This window comes from Paenibacillus sp. FSL P4-0127 (genome assembly GCF_038007325.1).
Taxonomy (GTDB): Bacteria; Bacillota; Bacilli; order Paenibacillales; family Paenibacillaceae; genus Fontibacillus; species Fontibacillus macerans.
Genome location: NZ_JBBOWY010000001.1, coordinates 4646538 through 4668243 on the forward strand (window position 1 = coordinate 4646538; position 21706 = coordinate 4668243).

Below are 21706 nucleotides of genomic sequence, written 5' to 3' on the forward strand. Positions count from 1 at the left end.
CCCACCTCAATTCGTCACCTTCCACTTATATCCCATACCTCTGACCGTCAACAGGATTTGCGGATGATTGGGGTCCTCCTCGATCTTCATCCGCAGTCTGCGAATATAAACCGCCAGAGTGTTGTCATCGACATAGTTGCCATGCCCATCCCACAGCTTGTCCAGGATCATTTCTTTGGAAAGAATTTGATTCGGGTGACTCATAAGCAAGCAAAGCAGCTTATACTCCGCAGCCGTCAACGGTAGTAGCATCTCGTCCTTATAAGCTTGTCCCTGCAGCAGCAATACCTTGATGCCATTCGACGCTATTTCCGCATCCGCCGCTGCAAAATCCTTCGCCCTCCGCAGCACAGCATTGATTCTGGACACAAGCACGCCCAATTTAAACGGCTTGGTGATATAATCGTCGCCACCCATATCCAGCCCCATAACCATGTTCACTTCCTCGTCAGAAGCCGTTAGAAAGACAATCGGGACCTTCGAAACCTGCCGGACCTTCCGGCAAACCTCAAACCCGGAACCATCCGGCAAGGTCACATCCAATATCAGCAAATCATATCTTCCGTCCGCAAAAAGAACCTCCGCCTCCTTGACCGTCCGGGCAATATCCAAATCATACCCTTGCTTGTTCAACGAATACGAAAGCCCGTCAATCAGGCTTAAATCATCTTCAAGCAGCAGCAGCTTGTTCATTTTTTCACTTCCCCTTGTCTATCTTAGGAATATCCTATTATGATTCGAGATTGTTGGAAAATTCAAGCACTTCGTTGAAAAGAAAGATGGGCACTGTACGTGCAGTGGTCCATCAAACTTCAATATTTTACGCGTGTTCGATCTCCAGAAAATCCATCCAAACTTGTTCATAATAAACAGGCTTCGCATCCATACTAAAAAAAGTTAAGGAGCTGTAAGCAAAGTGAGTATATTTACGGAAGTTGCCCCAGCAAATCAATTACCGGAAGGAACCGAAATTCAAACCGTTGCCGATGTGATCACCCGGCAACTGCGCCATGGCTGCCCTGCGGGCGCCTAAACTGAAACTAAGGTTATAGATAACCAGTTCACCGTGTGTGAGTTGTTTCCCCTGCCCATCCGGAACGGAAAAACGCCAGAGGTGAACCGCCCCATTTGCACTGACATTCATTAAGATCGATTTCCCGTCCAGGGACCAGTGAGGTGTTACGCCTGGCTGCTTAAGCCCGAGGAAATCTTTAATCGCATAGTCGCCAACCGGATACTTGAACCCTTCGGTAAGTTCCCTGGGCTCTCCCCCTACCTTCTTCGCAGCATGAACTCGTTAAGTTATTAATTTTTCCATCTGAAAAATGAAGGTTTTACCGTCTGGTAAGAATTCGTGTCTACAGACGACTCATCATAATTGCTCCATTCATTTAGATTGAACGATTCATGACCTACCTTTAGATAAGGATACTTATACCATGAATCGTAATAAGACCCAGTAAACTTAACGCCAGGATAGAGTGCAGTCAAGGTCATTCCTATTTTTTCCTGATGATCTTTCAGCTGCTGAAAGATTAATGCTCGCTGTTCCTCAGTAATTGAGTTCCCCTGCTTTAAATCAACATATTTTGAATAATCAAATAATGTGTGGACCCTATAATCATAGGGAAATATAGTTTTCTCATTGCGTATAATTTTAAATTCGAAAGTCATATCGCCTTGAGATGTATTGTACAATCTACTGAAATTTTGTTCCAAAAGCATGCTCAGTTCAGTTTCATCCGGCATAGAGCTAATATTTGAAGGAAGTTGCAGGTGACTGAGATCTACTGTTTTTTCGCTTTCAGGAGTAACCTGCAGTTGGAAATAGGCCAGATTCTTCGAATCTTTTCCTTTATAGGCTAAAAACAATTTATCCGTTGCTACATTTTTAGGTACAGTGTACACAAGCCAACTGGAAGTATCTTTTTTATTATCTATAAAAATATCGAAATGCGGCAAAGGACTTGAGTATAATATCGGTCGTAAATATCTGTCTCCTTCAGCATTGACCAAATTGAAATCATCTTCTGACGGAATATAATTTTGGGAATCGTGATCCAAATCAATCCGAACCAATACTACAATATATTCATTACCATCAGTCGGACGGGAATTGTAGTATCTTGCTTCGGCAACCTTTCTCCATGCCTGATCCCCTCTTAAAACTTTTTCCACCGTGATGCCTATTGATTTTTTATTGTTGGAGCTTAATGTAGCATCAACAGTCACTGTTTGTCCCATAGTAGCAGGGGATTTAGACGGGTTATCTGATGAATCGGCTCCCAAAGCTTCCTCGAGAAACGCAACGATAGCCTCAGCCTGATTTGATTTATCTGCCCAACCTAATTTCTTGTTTAATTCTACTGCTGTTTTGCATCATCTAGATAAGAGTATTTCGTATAGGGTGATACATATGATAAGTCTGTTTGGGGTGCAAGTAGTCTTACAGTTTATAGATACAACCGCATAGGTCCTGTCAGGGGAAATGTCCTCCGAAGAATGTCTGAATTCACTAAGCCCTGCTCCCGAAACGAGGCCGTGCAACGTAAAATAATAGTCTCCGGAAGCTTTGGATTGGTTGATTGAAATAGCCTCTTTGCTTTCAAACGCATCCGCTAACAGCCGATCGCCCAAATGCCCGGCGATCGTGCAGCCGAATTGCAATCGATATGAGAAAAGCTTTGGGATTACGGGACGCATCCATCTTGGGCCGCAGCTTCACGGCCTTAAGAAAAGTTTCCTGATACAAATCGTCTGTATCCTCTTTGTTTCCCGTCAACTTGTAGCAAAAACCGTAAATCGACTTGCCGTGCAGCCTCACGAGCTCGATCAACTCATCAGTATCCAATTACCTTCTCCTTCCCAAATGGCCATTCATCTACATATTGTCATAACCAAGATAATTGGTTCATCTATTTGGTGCATGGTGGGCCCATAACCCTGAACTTAACCCGTGGCAAAGGACACCACTATATTTCGAGATAACCCCGCAGCGTGAATATGACACTATTAGATACTGGCGCCATCACTCCTAAAATAAAAAATGCCCCAAAACTCAACGGGAGTTACGGAGCATTAATGATATCTATTTGTAATAATGCCGACTACACACGGCATAAAGATAAGATAAGTTGGTTTCCGATCTTCTCTCGAAGATTTTACTAATATTCTGACATCCCCATGTTATTGAATACTTGTTCCTAACCCTCTTATCTTCAGTTGATTCAATACTATTATAGCTCCCGAGAATATTCCCGCTAATAACCACGAACCAATGCCTATTCCTCCTGTTGCCTTCATTGCATTTCCCAATTATTAAATAATTCAATCAGCAGAATCATCAGGGTTCATTTATGTATTTCTTCATATAAAGTGCTTTCACAACATCCATTTGGTGATTATGTGACATTCCCCTGCCATTTGTGGCCTTATTCCATAGTTCTTTAAGATCTTCTAATAGATCCGGTTGGGCCTTTATTAACTCTGTCGCCTTGATTGCATAATTTTTGTTTTTGGAGTTTCTTTTTGTATTATAAAGAGCTTTAGAAACCCCCTTGATGTAGCCTTCTTCACATAAACCTAGAAAAGCATTCTTTGGACACCCCTTCTTCTGTCCCCAAGTTCCTGCACCAAACAATTCGGATGTTGCTATATCCCAAGCCTTAGCCGGTGAATTAGTCACTCCTCGATTAAGTAGCTCCGCTGCTTTTACTGCTGCTTGCCCATACTTACTCATACTAATCCTCCCTGAGTTTACTTCGTTTATAAACCCTGTTTTATTTGCGCTCACCAAAGAATAACCCACTCACTCGCTTAGCGAACTCTTCAATGCTGAAGGCGGCCGTATCGATCCGGTTATACCAGTTGGTTACAGTTTCCAGCATCCATAATGGAACCTTTACCCCGCTAATGAGCGGATAAACGTGCTGATACGCCCAGACCAGGTGCTCCCACCTGTTGTCGTTGCCCTCTTTGATATATTCCGAAACATCAAGGACCTTTCCCCTTCCCTCTTGCAGGAGAACATTCTTAAGATGAATATCCCTTGGGTTCAGCCCTTGACTTCGCACGAACCGCCGGGCTTCCTCCACGTCCTGGATGGCTTGCTCGGGAACCGGCACACCGTGCAGAAGACAGTCGTACAACGTCATACCTTGTTCTAAACTTAAAACCAAATAGTTAGGACCAACACCATAACATTGCGGAAAATAATGCGACCCTTTTAACCGATCATAAATCCCTGCCTCGACATCCTTTTTTTCTAAAGCCTGAGCGGCATACACTTTATAAGCGTAATCAGGCGCGGCCGGATCATAAAAAACGGCAGCATCCGTACCGACGCCGATGCAGCGCAAATTTTCCGGAAACCGAATAACGGAAACTGGCTTATTGTTTTCATGACCTTCCAGTACGACAAGCCTTAATGCCTCCTCCGCCCGTTTCCAATCCGAATTCATGGCCACCCACCCCTTTGGTTTCGCCAGGAACCATTTTTTTGTTTAATGAGTGATCGCATATAACGTTACTGTGTTCACGACGTCCCACCGATTAAAGGCTTTGCCAGGAGAGGGCCGCGATAAGGTTAACCGAGTATCTATTCTCAAAGCTCACTCGATTCGCCTTCCGGGAATGCAAATTGATGGTGCTCAAATAACATATGCTTTGCTTCTTAAAATGAGTTAGGCGAAAAATCATCAACCATCCTTTCTTTTAAATCTTTCTCTAATTTGATTTCTTTCTTTATTATAACTCTGTGCTGGGGGACTTCGCCAAATCACCTTACAAAATGCGCTCTTTCTTCTTGACTTGAACTGAATATGTAATCTGGGTACTTGTTTGCGATCAGTGGTATTTGGTCTTCGGGAAAGAACTTGAGTTCCTTCATCTCTTCATTATCTGAGTTTAACTGTCCATCCTTAATCCTGCATTCAAATACAATAGCTAAGTATTCGACTTGGTGACCGTTACCATAAGTAAATCTTTGTTCTTCCCCGCCATATACTCCTATGATTCGCTCCGGTTCAATATCAAGCCCTGTCTCTTCTGATGCTTCTCTGACCATAGCTTGAGCAGGAGTCTCTCCAAGCTCAATTGCGCCAGCAATTAAGCCCCAGTTCTCTTCATTGTGTTTTCTTCCGAAAAGGATCTCACCTTGTTCATTTCTAATAATGCCAGCTACACACGGCATTAAGATAAGTTGATTTCCAATTTTCTCTCGAAGGTTTTTATAATATTCTGACATCCCCATGTAAACGCCTCCTTCATCCTCAATTATGTCGTATATTCACGAAACAACCCAACCTTAGATAGCTTCTATCCTAGGCTGGGTCATTTGTTGTCTGAGCTTCTTCCATGATTATACACCTGACAACCAAAGTGCGGTATCCTGCAATTATCTTCCATCTTCGTATCTTATTAAGGATATTCCTAGCCCTTTCTTCTGTATGCAATAACTGTAGTATTCATTCTTATAATAACATCTTCCCAAATCATATTTATCCCAATCAATTAGCCCTTTTAATAACTCATTCTCCTGGGCGTCCCATTCAAAGTCATTAAACTTAATTGGAAATTCACTATGTGGATTTTCCGTATGAAAATATATTGCATCTGCAGAACCAAATCCTGAATCAAGAATAATCCATGTTTGAAATAGTTTACTTTTGTCCTTTGTAAGAATCTCGATCTTATCTAAAAAATGAAGGTACCATTTAATATGACTCCTTCTATTTTTAGCACTATAGTCAGTAATTCCTTTCCAATCTAAATGTATATGGAAAAAGCTATACCAAGAATCATCATCAAGATAAAGAACAAAATCATCAAGTTTTCTTCCTATAAGCTTATACCTTCTTCTTAATCCTCTATATTTCTTCAAAGCATATCCTCACAGTTCAGCGTTTTTAATATTGCATTGTTTTCAGATAACCCAATACGTGAATATATGGTGTTATGTGAAGTTGCTGACTTCTTTGAAATGCTAAACATTTAATATTTTCTGATTATTTCAAAACGGGGAACTCCCGTTATTTCTTCTATTTTTTTTGGATCCATTTTTAGATGTCTCATTTTTCTTATCAGGTTACCTCTTTCAGTCCAACTTCCAAATAACTTTCCATTAATAAATCCATCTTCTCGAGCTTCCTCAATTTCTTTTGGGATCGTTATTACTTCAGATATGATTTCCCCGCACCATGAATCTAGTCCTTCATCAAACATGATTCTTGCATTTACTTGAATATCTTCTGTATATATGATTACTTCTTCTCCCTCAGAGAGTTTAAAATAATCCATTTCCGCTTTTGATATTCTCAGTCTATTAGGATTGGGTCCATTAAAATCAGTCCAGATTTTTTATTTTCATTTTTTCTCCTTGGTTTTCAGCAATTTACATTACGTTATGGTATTCACGAAACGAACCAGCCCCAGTTTGCTTATCTTGGACTGGGTCGTTTGATGACTGAGCTACTTAACCTCTCGCCTATAGTTTATGTATAATCGTTATAAAAAAATTGCATCTCCAATGAGCTGTACAAATATATATGTGAAAACAGATAGAGCATTATTGCTTCCTATGTGATCTGTACGATTCATATGCATCCCTTTCATATAAGGTTCTTTCCACGAAATCCCCCAAGCCCCGAATCGAGTGAATCTCTGCGTTCATATAATCTTCCATAAAGCTATATTAGACGCAGTGTCCCCTAATCCCTTTTTGCCGATGATGGCCTTTTTATAATTCGGTCCATGGCTTATGTTTTTGGGGTAGGCGACGAGGGTGTGCTATCAATTCGAAATTAGAAATGGTTAATCCTGTTTTTTCTTAAACGAGGCGTCCCAATATCTCCTATTTCTCAAAACATGATATAATTTTTATAAATGAAATACAAAGAACGGGGTGAATTTTAAATGCAGTGGCAAGAGGTCCGTACGATCTTTCCCGATCAATATGTTCTGCTTGAAATTCTCGATTCTCAGACTGAAGATAACATACAATACGTTAAAGATGTCGCTATTGTTCGAGCCATTCAAGACCCTTCTGAGGCAACCAAAGAGCTCTTAAAATGCAAAGATAACAACATCGTTTACCATACGGGCCAAGAGAAAATTACTATCGAGCTGAGAAAACCTCCATTCTATAGAGGCCGATAACATGCTGATCGAATATATCGATAACCTGCTGCAGACCTCTATGACGATTCGCTATAAAGGACGCTCTCTAACTGTCGATCATTTAGTCATTGATACCGGACTGCCCATTCTCTCCTCTCTTCCGATATTGCGGCACAAATCGGGATTCACTTTGAAAATGGAGACAAGCTTGTGCACAGTATTGGAATCGGCGGAGGCGAGTACTCTTTCCGGAAGCTTATCGATCAAGTTCAATTAGGTGATTACATTATGAACAATGCCCATATTGATTTTGGTGTTTTTCATGAGGATATCGATCAAATCAATGGCCTTATTGGGTTGGATGTTTTGAAGAGCGGCAATATGATTATTGACCTGCACCAGATGGAAATGCATCCTGCAACACTTAGTTGTGATTAAAAAAGGGACGCGAATTCTCCCGCGCCCCTTTTACTCAAGAATTATTTTATCAGACCATTAGAAAATGCTAGCCTCTATCAATATTCAGTTTAGACCTCATTTAACTTCTTAATGATCACCTCAGCCAATTGAACAGGAATTTAATCTTTAGCTTCCAAGTAACCATATCTGTCCGTAATTCTCGGAATTGATGTCTGATCCAAACAAATGGGTAATATGTATTCGCCATCTCTGTATTGCCAGTGCATAGCATCTTTTCCCGCAGCGTAAATATATTGTTATCCGAAGTTCAATTCCCCTTGAGTTAACCATTCATCTCTTGATATAACTTTATATCCATAATTGGGGTTATTTTCTGGATCGCTTTTTAACTTCAACAACTAATAAATTTTCGGCAAAATTTCTTCGATGAACTACAATATCAGGATAGACTGAATTATCGATCTTTCATGGGAATTGTTAGAGATAATTACATGATCAAAATAGTAAAGTCTTTTTAATGCATTTTTCAGTCTATTCTCAATGAATGTTTTATTCATCTTCTCACCTCTAATTGAATTCCGGCTAACGTCTTTGTTCAAAAAACTAACTCGTCTTTACAATAATATACCTTAACGCGTACTCCTTTATTTGGTTATCTTTGTAACATAATGTCTCTATTGTTGATCCTGTTTCAATAATATCAAACTCTACAAAATGTCTCCGTAAATCCTCTTCACTAAAGAAATGTGCATATTTATTAGTCTTATATTCGTAGGTACCTTCTTCCAATTGTCTACCTATCCCATTATTTTGGTCTTCATCCGAGAAACAAGTAAAGTACATTAGTCCTGGATGGTTCATTTGCTTCATGCAGTTCTGTATTAATTTATTTCGATCTTGCTGTAAAAATAGATGTAATAAATCAAAGCAATAGATTGCATCATATTTCTTGCTAACTTCTAAATCACTCAAAATAGATCCTTGAATAAAATTTGTGTTCTGATCCCAATTTAATGCAATTTGAATCGCATCATTCGATAATTCAATTCCATCTACTTGAAAAATCGAGGAAAAAGCTTTTGTGTTTCTTCCGTAGCCTGACCCAGGAACTAAAAGAGTTTTAACATTTTGTTTCCTAAATATATCGAGAGCATGGTATGCTGTGGGGCTTGGTTCCCTCCCCCATATCATACCTTCATCTCGATACCTCTTCTCCCAATAATCTTCCACATCGATCACCCTTAATTAATTTATTTTGATCGTCCTTGAGATGATTTTTTATGTACTTTAAGCAATTTCAGGTAAGGCTTCTTACATTCACGACCTCCGAAGGGGTTGTACGCTGAATCCGCATACTCTGCTGGCCGTGAGCTGGCAGACCCGCCTTGTGAATGCTCTTTGTACAAGTCTTTTATTGCTATTCCTGGTTTTCATTAACCTTTAGATATGGTATCATTTGTATAAGAAAACCGAGTGCGGCTAACACTCGCCTATACAATTGGCTTGGATGGGGTTACCCTCTTAAGTCAATAAAGTGATAAAACCCACCTACGGCCGGTAAACCTTAGGGTGGTTTTTTTACTTCCTCTTGTAGTTATTCCCGATGTATGTTAAAAGAAGAGCCACAACAAATGTTGCAAACAGAATCATTATAGTAATTGCTTCTTTCAACTCCATGGTCTCACCTCCTCTCGAAGGGAAACCATGCCCACCCAAGATTCAATTGTGCTTCCTCATTCTACCATATTGCCCCAAGCGACGTGAGTGTAAATCAATTCGAGATTAGAAATGGTTAATCCTTTTCTTCTTCAAGCAGGCCGTTCCGTAATCTCATATTTCTCAAAACATGATATACTTTTTCATTCTGAAGTCACCTTAATGGTCTCATTATCTTGAGTTGTACCATCGCTGCCTAAGGCTTGAACAGTAATGCGATCGTGAAAAGTCCGGTTGCCAAAGTTCCATGTTAAAGACCAGCCGTCACTTCCATCTGTGTCGTACCCAATGAGCTCTCTTTCCCCCAAAGTTTCCGTACCTGTCGGAGTAATCCAAAATAGAACGGTATCGATATTTTTAGCCTTCACATTAATGGTCAGCGTATTCACATCTTCCGGGACAATCCACCAACCGGCATTCTGCTGTAAATCCGTGGATACTTCCAAAATCTCGGCCTTCTCGTCCATGACTTGATATTGTACTGATGCAGTTTGATGATTGTTACATGCGGATAACAGTAAGGTGAATAAAAGACATATACCAGTGATGTTCATTCTCGTCATATTTTCCCTCCATTAAATTTTTAAGAACCGTACAATTATGATATCATCGAAAAACCGTCAAACCTTATAAAAGCGTTTGACGGCTCGCTACAGATAATAACCTGAAATAATCATAGCACGATTCTGGAATGCTGGTTTATTGAACTCGTTTTCCGTTTAGCTGAACGCCGAATTGTATTGCATAGTAAATTTTCATCTCAAATTACTTAGTTAATGTAATCTGACATCCATCCAGGGTCTGCATACTCCGAATATTTGTTCAAGACAACGTCCTTACTCTTTACTGAACTCCTCGAATACCCTTGTAGACAGATTCGCACAGCTCCGTTGTAAACCTGCCTGACATTCCTTCAAGCGCCGTATTGGTGAACGCTACAACACTAAGCTCCTCACTCGGATCAACAAACCAGGAGTGACCATAGGTGCCGCCCATCCGCCAAGTTCCCATTGATTCCGGTGTATTGGCATCCGCTGGGTCTTTAAGCAACGTAAAACCAAGCCCAAAGCCTCTCCCCGGCCAATAGGGCATCACAAGGTTACCAATTTGATTGGTTGTCATTTCCGTGACAAGAGCCTCCGGCAAAATCGGATTTCCTCCCTGGCGCAAAGCTTCCAGCAGTTTAAGAAAGTCTCCTGCGCTGCCAATCATGCCGGCTCCCCCGGAAGGATAAGCTGTCTTATCGGTAAACCTGTTGGGTGAAAGGAGGAATCCTGCCGTCTCCTCCACGAAGGGAACGGTATCAAAATCGTGCAAGCGCCGGGGCTCTCCAACGCTGTCGGCGTAAGCCGCAGTCAATCGGTCCGTGTCTACGGCCTTGAAATCCGTGTCCATCATGGAAAGCGGATGAGTTACAAGCACCCGAACAGCTTCACTTAGCGGCATTCCGGTAACCTTTTCGATGACCGCTCCGAGCACGTCTGTTGCTATGGAATACCTCCACATTTTCCCCGGCTCATATAAAAGCGGGACAGAAGCGAGTCTTTGCAGATTCTCTTCAAGTGTAATTCCCGCCAGATCCATGCCGTCCGATACCCCGGCAAGCTCATAAGTTCCCTTTTCTTCCTGGAAGAAACGGTAGGTTAAGCCGGCGGTATGCGTCATCAGATGGTGAACGGTCATGGAGGCATACTGTCCGTTTGGCAGTTTGGGACGAAAGGCGGGCAACCATTTTTCCACCAGATCGTTTAACTGCAATCTCCCTTGCGAAATTAATACTAAGGCTGCCGTTGACACGATCGGCTTGGTTACCGAAGCATATCTAAACAAAGCATTTTCCTGCATCGGCCGTTTCTGCTCGCGGTCGGCCCAACCAGCAGGCCTGCTGTAAACGAGGCTTCCGCCTAATGCAATTTGGACGACGGTACCCACGATCCTTTTTTCCTCAAGTGTGCGGTCAATTACCTCATTGACGCTTTTATGCAGCAATTCCAGATCTATATTTCTCATGTTCCTCATCCTCTCCTGCTGTAATTTACTTGATTATTTATAGCAAGTGTGTTTATTATATAAATAATTTCTGCTTCCTTACATAAAACAAACAAGTTAGATAAAGAAATTTCCGATGATTCTAAAGGTATTTAAAAGAAATAACTTTTAAATTAAAGGGGGCGATTTCCTTGGACGAAATCGATAAAAACATCCTGCTCCATTTGCAGAACCAGGCGAGATTATCAATGACAGATTTAGGAAAGCTTGTGGGACTGTCTCAGCCAGCCGTAACTGAACGTGTAAAACGCATGGAAGAAAAGGGGGTTATCGAGGAATACCGAACCGTCATTTCTTCGCAAAAAGTGGGTAAGCAATGCACCGCCTATATGCTTGTTCGGACTCGGAATTGCTATCCTTTCCTGGATTTTTGTCGTTCATCGCCGGAGGTCACGGAATGTTATCGGATAAGCGGTGAGCATAATTATTTATTGAAAGTCCTCACGGAAACGACCCAGGAGCTGGAGGAGTTTGAAAACCGGTGCGATCAATACGGAACCTATACGACTCTGATCGTAATGTCTTCACCGATCGCTTATAAAAATCTCATTGGAGAAACGAATTTGCTCGCATAAGATGTAATTCTCTAATCCCCAAAAAATGAATCCGCCTTTGCAGGGGATTCATTTTTTGGCTTATGTTACACATACTCGTGGATTCCTTTAGGAAGGAAAGCCATGCTTTTTAGCTAGCCAAACTGCAAGCAGGGAGGGAAGCAGCAGGATGATTAATGAGCCCGGAAGGAATCCGGCTCCAAGCGCTCGAGAAGAAACCCGCCGATAATGCCTCCTCCGCCGATTGCCACATTCCACGCGGTAACCAGCATCGACTGGGCTATATCTGCACTTTTTCCCGCAGCTTGTGCTATTGCTGTTTGCAGTAAAGTGGCTGCCCCGCCAAACGTAAGCCCCCATGCCGTAACACCAAGAATGATGATTGCGGGCTGATCCATTCCGATCCCCAAGGCTGCAGAAGCCAAAGCAAACCCCGTGATGCTGATTAAAACCAGTATTCTTAGAAAACGGTCAATCAGCATGCCTACCACCCAAATGCCGACAACCGAGGTAATTCCGAAAATAAGAAGAACCAAATCCACTCGCTGAGCAAACGCGGTCTCCGCAAGATACGGTGCAATATAAGTGTACAAAATATTATGAGCTAGTACCCAGGTCAAAACGACGAACAGAATCGGCCGTACACCGGGAATCAGGAAAACCTTGTGAAAAGGGAGCTGATCACCGGCAGGCTCACCGGCATAATCCGGCACCTTCCAGAGCACCCAGCCAATAAGGGCTGCAGTCAGTAGTGAGACAGCTCCGAAAATGAGACGCCACCCTGTATATGTTCCGAAAAACGTACCCAGCGGAACGCCCAGCGCCAATGCCAGCGGGGTGCCAACCATGGCTACGGCCATCGCTCTTCCTTTTAGCGAATCAGGCACCATGCGCCGCGCATAACCGGCCGTCATCCCCCACAGAACACCTGCCGAGACACCTGCGAAGAAACGCGCTGCAAGCGTCAGCACATAAGTAGAAGATAACGCGGTGATGGTGTTAAAAACAAGAAAGCCGATGATGCACAGCAGCAGAAGCGGCCGGCGCCTCCACCCGCGGGTAGCCGTTGTCAAAGGAATGGCGGCCAGAAGAGATCCAACCGCATAGAGAGTGACCAATTGTCCGGCAAGAGCTTCGGTGACCCCAAGATCCTGTGCAATCTGCGGCAGTAATCCAGCAGGCAGGCCTTCCGTAAGAATGCAGATGAAGCCCGCCATGGCTAAGGCCAGCAGCCCGACCCACGGAAGACGTTTGGAAGACGGCACATTTGCTCCGCATTTTCTTATAAGAGCAGTGTTTGAGTTCACGAAAAAATCTCCTTTATTTATTTTTTGCCGCTTAAAAAGCTTTGGCTTTCGTATAAGCATATATAAATAAAACATTTTTTTACATGGATGAATAAAGGAGGATGGAGCGAATTAAGAGGAAAATACTTTTATTCTTATAGAAATTCCGTGATTTTAAAGGCAAAAAGGCAGCATCGTAAGATGCCGCCTAATAAAAATCGTAATTGATGAGCTTCCTTAGGGAGAATTTCATCAAACAACCAGTCACCAATTGATTATCGACGACTGACTGCTTAACTTGCAAGGTGTTTTGATCCACGGGGCTCAGTCTCCAAAAATCTAATCGGTTTTTTAGTGCAAAGTCCTTCCGGGCAAGCTTGAACTACCTGCCCTAATTTTATAAGCTTTGAGACGTGGGGCGGACAATCAGTTCGTTAATGGTTACGTTAGTCGGCTGCTGGATAGCAAACAGTATGGTTCTCGCAATGTCGCTTGGGTCAAGTTGACTCCATTCCTGGCTGCCCAATTTCTCCAATGCCGGATAAATTGAGTTATCGGTTATGGTATCGTACAGTTCGGTCTCCACCGCGCCGGGGGAGATGAGAGTCGTCCGAATATTTTGCGTGTGTCCCAATTCAGTTCGCATACCTTCTGTTAAAATCCGTACAGCATGCTTGGTCGCACTATAAATAGAGCTTGAAGGGAAAATGATATGTCCCGCAATGGACGAGAAATTAATAATATGTCCCTCATTACGATCCTCCATATGTTTGTATACTGCCGCCATCCCATAGAGGACGCCCTTAATATTCACATCGATCATTCTCTCCCATTCGTCAACTTTCAAATTTCTGAAGAACGAAAGAGGCATTATTCCAGCATTATTAATCAAAATGTCGATTTGTCCATAGACTTTAATGGTTTCAGCTGCCAACGCTTCAACGTCAGCGCGCGAAGTGACATCAGTCACCTTGTAGCTGGCTTCGCCTCCAGCGTTACGGATTTCTTCTTGCAGCTGCTGCAATCGGTTTTCCCGGCGAGCGGCAAGCATGACTTTAATGTTGTGTTGAGCGAGAAGCTTGGCCGTAGCCGCTCCCATTCCGCTGCTTGCACCTGTAATGATTGCTACTTTTGTATTCATGTGTACTTCCCCTTTGTCCTTTTATTAGCCACTCATCGCTGGCCTGATTCTAGGTTATCAATTAGAGCTTAATATAAGTCAAGTCTCAATAATTAAATAATTCGCATAGGCAAAACCCCACAAATCCGTGGTGTTTTAGATGATGAAGGATAATAAATGGGGGCAAATGGAAAATGATTATATAAATTATATTAGAGTTTACTCTAATATATGTACCTAAAAAGACACGTCTCCATCCGGGAAACGCGCTCCTCTTTAGAGTGAAATGTTGCAAAATGGTATCTAGGGCAGCATCTTGGCCAATTCTTTTTCCTGCATGTCATAAAGTGCCAGCTTGTAATTGATTTGTTCCAAATATTTAATAGTTTCCGAGAGGTCCTTCTCCACTTTTTCCTTGTGCATAAGCATCATTTGTTTACGTATTTTAAGTGTATTCTCGCCTTCTTGATATAAATCCACATATTTCCTGATTTGGGCAAGTGGCATGCCAGTCGCTCGCAACGCCAAAATAAAATTCAACCAGTCCATACTCTCTTCGTCATACAATCGATTGCCACTCGAATCGCGCTTGACACATGGCAGTATTCCTTCCCGTTCATAAAATCGAAGAGTATATGGGGTAATTCCGGTTTTCTCCGAAATTTCTTTAATCGTGGACATCGTTATCCTCCAGTCATCAAAGTAAACTCTAACCTTTTTCCTTTATTCATTTTCTTATTACTGGCATTAATAACTGATGTTCCTTGCCCTTCGCGCCTGAGCTGAACTTTCCTCTCCCTCTAATTGGGCGGTGTGCGGTACGGAACATATAAGATTAATTATAAACAAATGTTCCCTCGGGCGGGTATTCTGGCTTAAACAAAAATCAAATCTACAAATGAGCTAATTAAACCAGCCGCATCATCTAATTCTTTTTCAGGCTCTTGATGTCCAGTAGAATTAAGTTCAAAAAGACCAATAATAAATGCAGATGCCATGGCTGTTAATTGTTTGGGTGATTTATTAATAGTGTGGTTTTCTTCTTGAGCTTTTTCCAAACACTTATGGATGATCCCAAATACTTCAAAGGCTGAAATGTGTATGTTAGCATATTGATTCTTGTCCCACTGTGTGCGGTACATTAATTGATAATGTTCTTGATTCTTTATCCCAAAATCATAAAAAGTATACAAAAGTTCATAAACAAGTTTTCTAGGATCGTTTATTTTTCCAGTTAATTTGGAAAGGAGACTTTTTAGTGTTTCAAAATTTTCAGCGACAACGGCTGCAAGTAAATCATCTTTATTTTTAAAATATACATAAACCGCACCTCTAGATAAATTCGCTTCTTTTCCAAGATCACGCATACTAACTGAATCAATACCACTTCTATCAATCATTTGTCTTGTTACATCAATGAGCTTTTGTTTTGTATCATTATTGTTTTTCATAGTGTCCTCTTCTTTAAATATATTGATTATAATTTTACAACCCCATGTTGACACCGTCAATGGAAAAGACTACTATGCATTTAAGTTGACACTGTCAACAACGAGATGTACTAATTCTATATCTTTATAAAAGGAGTTTGATATTATGCCTACAATTCTTATAACAGGCGGCCACGGAGGGATCGGGCTCGAATGCTCCAAACAACTCGCTTCTGGCTATCATCTTAACCTAGTTCTAGCAGGACGCAGCTTGGAGAGAATGGAACCCATTGCGCGAGAACTGCGCACGACCTACGGCATCAAAGTGAGTACTATTAAACCGGATACATCCTCTCTAGCTTCAGTAAGGTCAGCCGCTGCTCAGTGTCACACCATGCTCGATAATGGCGAGATCGATTCCCTTCAAGGCATCGTTTGCAATGCGGGAGTATGCCTGGGCGGGCCTGTTTCCTACAGCGTTGACGGCTACGAAGAAACATTCGCAACCAATTACCTCGGACATTTCCTATTGGTTGAATTGCTGTTTGACCGCTTAGCGGACAGTGGGCGCATTGTGTACACGGTAAGTGGAACTCACGATCCTGACACGGCGGACGGAAAAGTGATGGGCATTGCGGAGCCTGACGCGATAGCTCTTGCAAATACCGGTAAAGACGGCAAAAAGCCGATTTCCACAAGCAAGTTCTATCCAACAACAAAGCTATGTATGATACTGCATGCATATGAGTTGGACCGCCGACTAAAAAAGTCAGGCAGTTCGATCGCGTCGATTGCTCGAACGATCTTTCCCAATCAATATGTTCTGCTTGAAATTCTCGACTCCCATACGGAAGATAACATTCAGTACGTTGACGATGTTGCCATTGTTCGGGCCATTCAAAATCCTTCTGAGGCAACCAAAGAGCTCTTAAAATGCAAGAATAATAACATCGTTTACCATACGGGCTAAGAAGAAATTACTATCGAGATGAGAAAGCCTTCATTCTAGAGAGGCCGATAACATGCGGATCGAATATATCGATAACCTGCTGCAAACCTCTATGACGATCCGTAATAAAGGTTGCTCCCTGACTGTCGATCATTTAATCATTGATACCGGTTCCCTCTTTTCCTAGTCGTGGCTACCCTAGCACCCGAATAAAATTGAAGACGCGAATTCGCTCGCGTCCTTTTTAAGCAATTGTCTTTTTGTATTTGAGTCTTACCTATATTCATTCTGAAGTGAATGCGGATAACAGTAAGGTGAATAAAAGACATATACCAGTGATGTTCATTCTCGTCATATTTCCCCTCCGGCTCGCTACTAAAAATAAGTTAGTATTCTCCCACTTGAATATAATCATCACTTTTATCGAAAAAGCTTACTTTCACTAATGAAAATGAAGTCACTATCCATTAACGCCTATCTCAGTTTCACTGTGAAGCAGGGCTCCAGTGAATACCATTCTCTGACTTTTTATATGGTACCACCAGATTCTGTCTTCCCAAGGCCACTCGCCTTTTGGATACAAATAGAGAATGTAGAAACAAATCCTTAAACAGCACTTTTGTTACATCCGGTAGCAGAGCAGAAGTAACTCCGATGAAAAAATAAGGCCAAGCTTTTTGATTTTTACTGAAAAGCAGTGCAAGAACCGCTCCCGCAAAGGCGTGGTGCAAAATATCATTCCAGTTTACCCAGTCTATCGTCACAATCTCCTTAAAGTTATCAATTGTAGAAACAGTTTTCAAAAGATATTACGATTTAGGTAAATAGCATGCAGGAATATCAAGCGATTTGACATAATTTATATAAAAACGATGTTACGGTTGAAAGGAATTTGATAAGCCTAATAAAGCGGAATAAAGATCAAAAAATGCACTGCCCTCAGGCAGTGCATTCAGATGATTAGCTAGACCTGAAAACCGGTTCTTTACCAACAATTCGATTATCGAGGCCCCCCCCCCCTCTTTCCAATCTTAAAAGTGAAAATTGGTTAATTCACCTATAATGTATCCGAAAGTTCATAAATATCTTTAGAATCATTGGTTTGCAGGATAATCTTTTCATCATCCAATATAATGATTGTCGGGGACTGTTGAATATCAAAAATCTCTTTATAATCATACTTTTGCGTCTTGTCATGTACGCTAATAAAAGTCATGTTATTAATGTTCATCGATTTAAGGATTGCTTCGGAATTGATAACATTCAACATTTCATCTATTAATTCTTGATAATCTGTATTCTCGCCGTCCCAAAATACATAAATGTTATAAGATCCTTTTGGGGCAACCATATCTTGAATGACATCTGCTTTGCTTGTAGAGCACGCAGTAAGAGAATTGAGCACAAGAAAAAAGAGAAGTATTAAAAATATAGTCTTTTTCATCGAAATCACCTCAATTGAGAACTAGGGGTCCCATTTAGGACCCCTAGTCATACCTTTATTCACTAACGACAGAAGCAGTAAAATTAGGAATAACAACGTTGTCATGTAGAACAACATCTTGAGCAGGAATATCGCCAAAGTAATACAATGCCCCGATATCAATCTTTGCACTAGTTGATACTTGACAGCTTTTCCCCGCTCCAGTAATCGTTGTAATTCCTTCTAAGTAATATTGATCCAAAATATCCCCATTGTCGTTAATAATATCAAGATATTGATTCTTAATATTCCAATTTGCAGATGTTCCTGGTGATATACTATTATAGGAATTTAGCGGGAAAGTAACTCCTAATGCAAGACCTCTGTAAGAAACTTTAATGGTGACATTTTTGGGATTATTCGGATTGTCGACGGTAGGTTGAGTGGAACCTTTTGGCCCGCTTCCAACAAAAGAGTAAGTAGCGTTTGTTGAAATAATCAACGATTGATTTTTTATAAGTGTTCCACTACGGCCGTTTGGATTAGTCCAAGAATTTAGTGAACCGTACAATGGAACAAACTTGAGTTGCATAACACTACTTCCAGTAGCAATATAATTTGTATTCCAAAAAACACCGCCGTACATATAGTTTCCGTATTTATAGGATTTAACTACTGGTAAATCACCTGCTGCCGTTGGGGTGATAATGGAAGTTGGATCCGGGACGCCTTGAACCATATTTTTTTCCACACCATTTACCAACGTTTTAAGGTCGATAGGCTCGGATGCTGCAAAACGGATATAATCTTTAGTTTCAACAATATCCGTACCCTTATTCGTATCCGTGGTTTCATTCGATTGCGCTTCTTTTCGGTGGGTCAGGATGATGTTTCCGTTTGCATTTTCTTTTTTGTCAAACACCAGACGAATGAAAGCGCTGTTGCTATCATCGATTTGCCCAGTAGCAGAAATAAGAGTTGTTTGGTAGTGATCATCGACCTGTTTCTCGTATTTCATATTTTGAATAGTGTTTCCATCCAAAATGAGGTCGAGATTTTCCTCGTCTTTAATGACAACTTTCAAATCATTGTAAGAAGACGTCTTTTCATAAGTGTCAATATCATATTGATATACATTCCCAAATTCAAAAACATTGGAATCAGCAGGCTCAGCACTTACCGATATCGCACTTGAAAACATCGCTACAGCAACTAAACATGGCAACAAGATTTTTTTGAACACAGCAAAATCTCCTTTTGTTCTTGATTTGGAAAACATCAAATCGGTAAGTTGAAATCTACCCTCCCTTCCGAAATAAAATGTGGGGTTAATAAACAAGCAGAAGAACCCACTCTTGTCATCGCTTGATAAACTTAACCATGATTTGGTTTACCGCTAATAATGACGTTTATTGAAGGAAGAATGTAACACAAAGAGAAAACTTTTAACTTAGTATGTAACCTTGCGCAGAAGTATCTTTCAAAAACTTTGTACCATCCTTAACAGAAGCAGTGACTACAACTCGATACGTGTGACCCGAAGTTACATAATGCTCCTTTTCGAAGTTTGTGAGGATCTCCGGTGTTCTCTGTGTTCTCGTTTTCGATGGCCATAGATTCATGTGTGGTATTTATTTCTTTAATATAAGGTTCAATTTCCATGATATGAGTTGTGGGTATTTCCTTTGCTTGTAATAGGTTAAAATACCTATTTACAATCCAGCTGGAGGAATGTAATCCCTTTCAGTATGTGACCTCAGACGACGTTCTGGTAGCCGTCTCCAGAATTTTATTTCCGTCCTTAATCTTGGCTGTGGAAACAACTCTATACGTGTTACCTGATGTCACATAGTACTCCTCTTCCAGGCTATGTGATCCCTTACCCGTAAAAGACTCACTCCACGATTTAACTACCGACCATCTACTTCCATTTTTACGCTGAAGTTCAATGGATAGAGTCGAATCGTAAGAGTCAGGGTAATATACATTACCACTCGAAACAGCTTTTCCTGTTTTTCCAATAGATAGAGAGGAACTCAGGACAGAGATGTATTGATAGAAAGGAATTACAGCATCCTCCTGAATTGATACATTATCGCCACGAGCCTGGGTAATAGGAACTGCTACAAAAACCAACAAAACCGCCGACAACATTACAATTGTTTTTTTCTTCAACATGCATCCTCCATTCGGTTCTATTCTTTCAACTATATTAAACTCCTAATTCCCTATTATGTAACACATATGGTGAAAAATTCATTTGACCAACGTAACGCTCTCTGCCATTTTAACAAGTTCTTCCTTCCTTAATTGGGGCGAATCGCCCAAGATTAGAAATAATCGACCTTCATTTTGCCATACTAATGTAACTACATTTTTCTTCCGGACAATTAGCCCGTCATGTCCTTGAATCGTTGTATGGCTTAATTCATCAGCTTCTTCCGTATCCACGTTCATACCGCTGTTTTCGTTGTTCTGCTGAAACAAGATATAACCATCGGAATCATTCACATATTCGATAGATTTTATGTTCTGAAGGTTCTTCACTTCTTCGATACGATAACCTTCCGGAACTTCCGTTGGTACATAGGCATTTTCCCAGTTAATTTGAAGATGACTGTCTTTTAAGTGTTGAGTGCCTTGTCCTAATCGAATTTCCGTGTATTCCTCTTGCACTTGAATGAACATATTCAAAACTTTGACTCTTACCGCCTCAACGTTCAAGGCAACAGCGAATAGGAAGACAGCTAATAAGACAGCTACTTTCTTATAACTGGTTGCAAAAAAGCGTATAGTCTGCTTCAAATGATAAAAGGCGAAATGACGATTTAAACGCATGATGAAGCTTAGCTTTGTCTTTTCCGAAAGGAGGTAAAGTGGATTGTTGCTCAATTCCGTATTTTCGTCAAGAAGCATTTTACCTTCCAGTTCGGCAAAACGAATCATGAGCAATTTAATTTTTATTTTCTCATATTCTTCTTCAAGCAATTTGGAATCCATTGGGTTATTTATCTTCGGCACGAAATTTCGGCTCCTTGTGACAGTTTTCGAAAGGCCCGCTGTCTGGCACGCGCAATATACATTCGGACATGCTGGGCAGGAATATCCATAATTTCCGAAACTTCTTGATCGCTCAGTTCCATGATGTATTTGAAATATAATAAATTCCGATCCTTCTCGGACAGTTGGAACAGAGTTTGCTCAAAAGTCTTCATTTTCTCTTCATGCAGGAAATTCTCTTCTGTTGCAGCCTGCAGATCGGGAATGTGATCGGCTATATCATCAGTTAAACCTGAAAAAGAACGTTTGGAACGGCGTGCTTTTTTTCGGATATAGTCCAGACAAACGTGTTTTAACGTATAAACGATATACGATGTCCTTTTGTAACAGTCTAATGATCTCAAAAGAGGAATTTTGGGAATCAATTTCAAATAAGCATCTTGAATGAGATCATCCACAATGCCAAAATCGCCAGTAATGCTATAAGCTCTCTTTTTCATTAAAGGGTAGTACTTTAGATATAAATTCGTTATGTACTCTTTATCGTTTTCGTCTTCTACAATAGCCAAGAATATGAGAGACACTTTGTTCAACTCCTAATCGATCGACTAAATGGAATAAAATCCACCAAATAATGTTTAAC

General features: G+C 41.1%; 24 protein-coding genes and 1 pseudogene. 3 read left to right on the forward strand and 22 right to left on the reverse strand.

Annotated elements, in window-relative coordinates; genetic code table 11:
• Window positions 1-6 precede the first annotated feature (6 nt).
• The 8 genes from NYE74_RS20995 to NYE74_RS21030 all read right to left on the reverse strand — a co-directional run bounded on the left by NYE74_RS20995 (window position 7) and on the right by NYE74_RS21030 (window position 6297).
• Window positions 7-693 carry a response regulator transcription factor gene (locus NYE74_RS20995; protein ID WP_124332200.1) on the reverse strand — a complete coding sequence of 229 codons (687 nt, stop codon included), beginning with the start codon at window positions 691-693 and terminating at the stop codon, window positions 7-9.
• A gap of 612 nt (window positions 694-1305) precedes the next feature.
• On the reverse strand, window positions 1306-2289 hold the full coding sequence (locus NYE74_RS21000; RefSeq protein ID WP_155620609.1) for a hypothetical protein: 984 nt from the start codon (window positions 2287-2289) through the stop codon (window positions 1306-1308).
• A 316-nt stretch (window positions 2290-2605) separates the two neighbouring features.
• Window positions 2606-2851 (reverse strand): RNA polymerase sigma factor, encoded by a 246-nt coding sequence (locus tag NYE74_RS21005; RefSeq protein ID WP_155620608.1) that lies wholly within the window; start codon window positions 2849-2851, stop codon window positions 2606-2608.
• 492 nt (window positions 2852-3343) lie between these two features.
• Window positions 3344-3739 (reverse strand): DUF6979 family protein, encoded by a 396-nt coding sequence (locus NYE74_RS21010; RefSeq protein ID WP_155620607.1) that lies wholly within the window; start codon window positions 3737-3739, stop codon window positions 3344-3346.
• A 40-nt stretch (window positions 3740-3779) separates the two neighbouring features.
• On the reverse strand, window positions 3780-4460 hold the full coding sequence (locus tag NYE74_RS21015) for a serine/threonine protein kinase (protein ID WP_155620606.1): 681 nt from the start codon (window positions 4458-4460) through the stop codon (window positions 3780-3782).
• Window positions 4461-4777: 317 nt separating this feature from the next.
• Complete coding sequence (locus NYE74_RS21020; RefSeq protein WP_155620605.1) at window positions 4778-5251, reverse strand: NUDIX domain-containing protein; 474 nt, start codon at window positions 5249-5251, stop codon at window positions 4778-4780.
• A 144-nt stretch (window positions 5252-5395) separates the two neighbouring features.
• A complete protein-coding gene (locus NYE74_RS21025; protein ID WP_155620604.1) occupies window positions 5396-5881 on the reverse strand; it encodes a hypothetical protein in 486 nt (161 codons plus the stop codon).
• Between the two features lie 110 nt (window positions 5882-5991).
• Window positions 5992-6297 carry a hypothetical protein gene (locus NYE74_RS21030; protein WP_155620603.1) on the reverse strand — a complete coding sequence of 102 codons (306 nt, stop codon included), beginning with the start codon at window positions 6295-6297 and terminating at the stop codon, window positions 5992-5994.
• Between the two features lie 1029 nt (window positions 6298-7326).
• On the opposite strand from NYE74_RS21030, the gene NYE74_RS21035 reads away from it, so the two are divergent.
• Entirely contained in the window at window positions 7327-7554 is a 228-nt protein-coding gene (locus NYE74_RS21035; protein ID WP_155620602.1) for a hypothetical protein, read from the forward strand.
• 585 nt (window positions 7555-8139) lie between these two features.
• On the opposite strand, the gene NYE74_RS21040 is transcribed toward NYE74_RS21035, so the two are convergent.
• The 4 genes from NYE74_RS21040 to NYE74_RS21055 all read right to left on the reverse strand — a co-directional run bounded on the left by NYE74_RS21040 (window position 8140) and on the right by NYE74_RS21055 (window position 11262).
• Window positions 8140-8766 carry a class I SAM-dependent methyltransferase gene (locus NYE74_RS21040; protein ID WP_316561530.1) on the reverse strand — a complete coding sequence of 209 codons (627 nt, stop codon included), beginning with the start codon at window positions 8764-8766 and terminating at the stop codon, window positions 8140-8142.
• Between the two features lie 348 nt (window positions 8767-9114).
• Window positions 9115-9213 (reverse strand): putative holin-like toxin, encoded by a 99-nt coding sequence (locus NYE74_RS21045; RefSeq protein WP_230877161.1) that lies wholly within the window; start codon window positions 9211-9213, stop codon window positions 9115-9117.
• 182 nt (window positions 9214-9395) lie between these two features.
• Window positions 9396-9815: a hypothetical protein gene (locus tag NYE74_RS21050; RefSeq protein WP_230877160.1), complete on the reverse strand. Its 420-nt coding sequence runs from the start codon at window positions 9813-9815 to the stop codon at window positions 9396-9398.
• A 280-nt stretch (window positions 9816-10095) separates the two neighbouring features.
• A complete protein-coding gene (locus NYE74_RS21055) occupies window positions 10096-11262 on the reverse strand; it encodes a serine hydrolase domain-containing protein (protein ID WP_240751716.1) in 1167 nt (388 codons plus the stop codon).
• Window positions 11263-11432: 170 nt separating this feature from the next.
• Between NYE74_RS21055 and NYE74_RS21060 the strand changes: the two genes are divergently transcribed.
• Window positions 11433-11876: an Lrp/AsnC family transcriptional regulator gene (locus NYE74_RS21060; protein WP_155620600.1), complete on the forward strand. Its 444-nt coding sequence runs from the start codon at window positions 11433-11435 to the stop codon at window positions 11874-11876.
• An 87-nt stretch (window positions 11877-11963) separates the two neighbouring features.
• Here NYE74_RS21060 and NYE74_RS21065 read toward each other — a convergent pair.
• The 4 genes and pseudogenes from NYE74_RS21065 to NYE74_RS21080 form a co-directional block, all read right to left on the reverse strand.
• Window positions 11964-13162 (reverse strand): annotated as a pseudogene (locus tag NYE74_RS21065) (MFS transporter).
• Between the two features lie 376 nt (window positions 13163-13538).
• On the reverse strand, window positions 13539-14282 hold the full coding sequence (locus tag NYE74_RS21070) for an SDR family oxidoreductase (RefSeq protein ID WP_155620599.1): 744 nt from the start codon (window positions 14280-14282) through the stop codon (window positions 13539-13541).
• 282 nt (window positions 14283-14564) lie between these two features.
• Window positions 14565-14942, reverse strand: a complete 378-nt coding sequence (locus NYE74_RS21075) for a MerR family transcriptional regulator (RefSeq protein WP_155620598.1) — start codon at window positions 14940-14942, stop codon at window positions 14565-14567.
• Between the two features lie 194 nt (window positions 14943-15136).
• Window positions 15137-15712: a TetR/AcrR family transcriptional regulator gene (locus NYE74_RS21080; protein WP_155620597.1), complete on the reverse strand. Its 576-nt coding sequence runs from the start codon at window positions 15710-15712 to the stop codon at window positions 15137-15139.
• Between the two features lie 145 nt (window positions 15713-15857).
• Here NYE74_RS21080 and NYE74_RS21085 point away from each other — a divergent pair, with 145 nt between their 5' ends.
• Complete coding sequence (locus NYE74_RS21085) at window positions 15858-16661, forward strand: SDR family NAD(P)-dependent oxidoreductase (protein WP_155620596.1); 804 nt, start codon at window positions 15858-15860, stop codon at window positions 16659-16661.
• Window positions 16662-17125: 464 nt separating this feature from the next.
• On the opposite strand, the gene NYE74_RS21090 is transcribed toward NYE74_RS21085, so the two are convergent.
• The 6 genes from NYE74_RS21090 to NYE74_RS21115 all read right to left on the reverse strand — a co-directional run bounded on the left by NYE74_RS21090 (window position 17126) and on the right by NYE74_RS21115 (window position 21647).
• Window positions 17126-17404 carry a hypothetical protein gene (locus tag NYE74_RS21090; protein ID WP_316561529.1) on the reverse strand — a complete coding sequence of 93 codons (279 nt, stop codon included), beginning with the start codon at window positions 17402-17404 and terminating at the stop codon, window positions 17126-17128.
• A 293-nt stretch (window positions 17405-17697) separates the two neighbouring features.
• Window positions 17698-18084, reverse strand: coding sequence for a hypothetical protein (locus tag NYE74_RS21095; protein WP_155620595.1), 387 nt, complete (start codon window positions 18082-18084; stop codon window positions 17698-17700).
• A gap of 55 nt (window positions 18085-18139) precedes the next feature.
• Window positions 18140-19306, reverse strand: coding sequence for a hypothetical protein (locus tag NYE74_RS21100; RefSeq protein WP_155620594.1), 1167 nt, complete (start codon window positions 19304-19306; stop codon window positions 18140-18142).
• Between the two features lie 500 nt (window positions 19307-19806).
• Window positions 19807-20238, reverse strand: coding sequence for a hypothetical protein (locus tag NYE74_RS21105; RefSeq protein ID WP_155620593.1), 432 nt, complete (start codon window positions 20236-20238; stop codon window positions 19807-19809).
• A gap of 81 nt (window positions 20239-20319) precedes the next feature.
• A complete protein-coding gene (locus NYE74_RS21110) occupies window positions 20320-21084 on the reverse strand; it encodes a DUF4367 domain-containing protein (protein WP_196427533.1) in 765 nt (254 codons plus the stop codon).
• Window positions 21072-21647, reverse strand: coding sequence for an RNA polymerase sigma factor (locus tag NYE74_RS21115; RefSeq protein WP_196427532.1), 576 nt, complete (start codon window positions 21645-21647; stop codon window positions 21072-21074). The genes NYE74_RS21110 and NYE74_RS21115 overlap by 13 nt, the downstream gene beginning before the upstream one ends.
• Window positions 21648-21706: the final 59 nt, after the last annotated feature.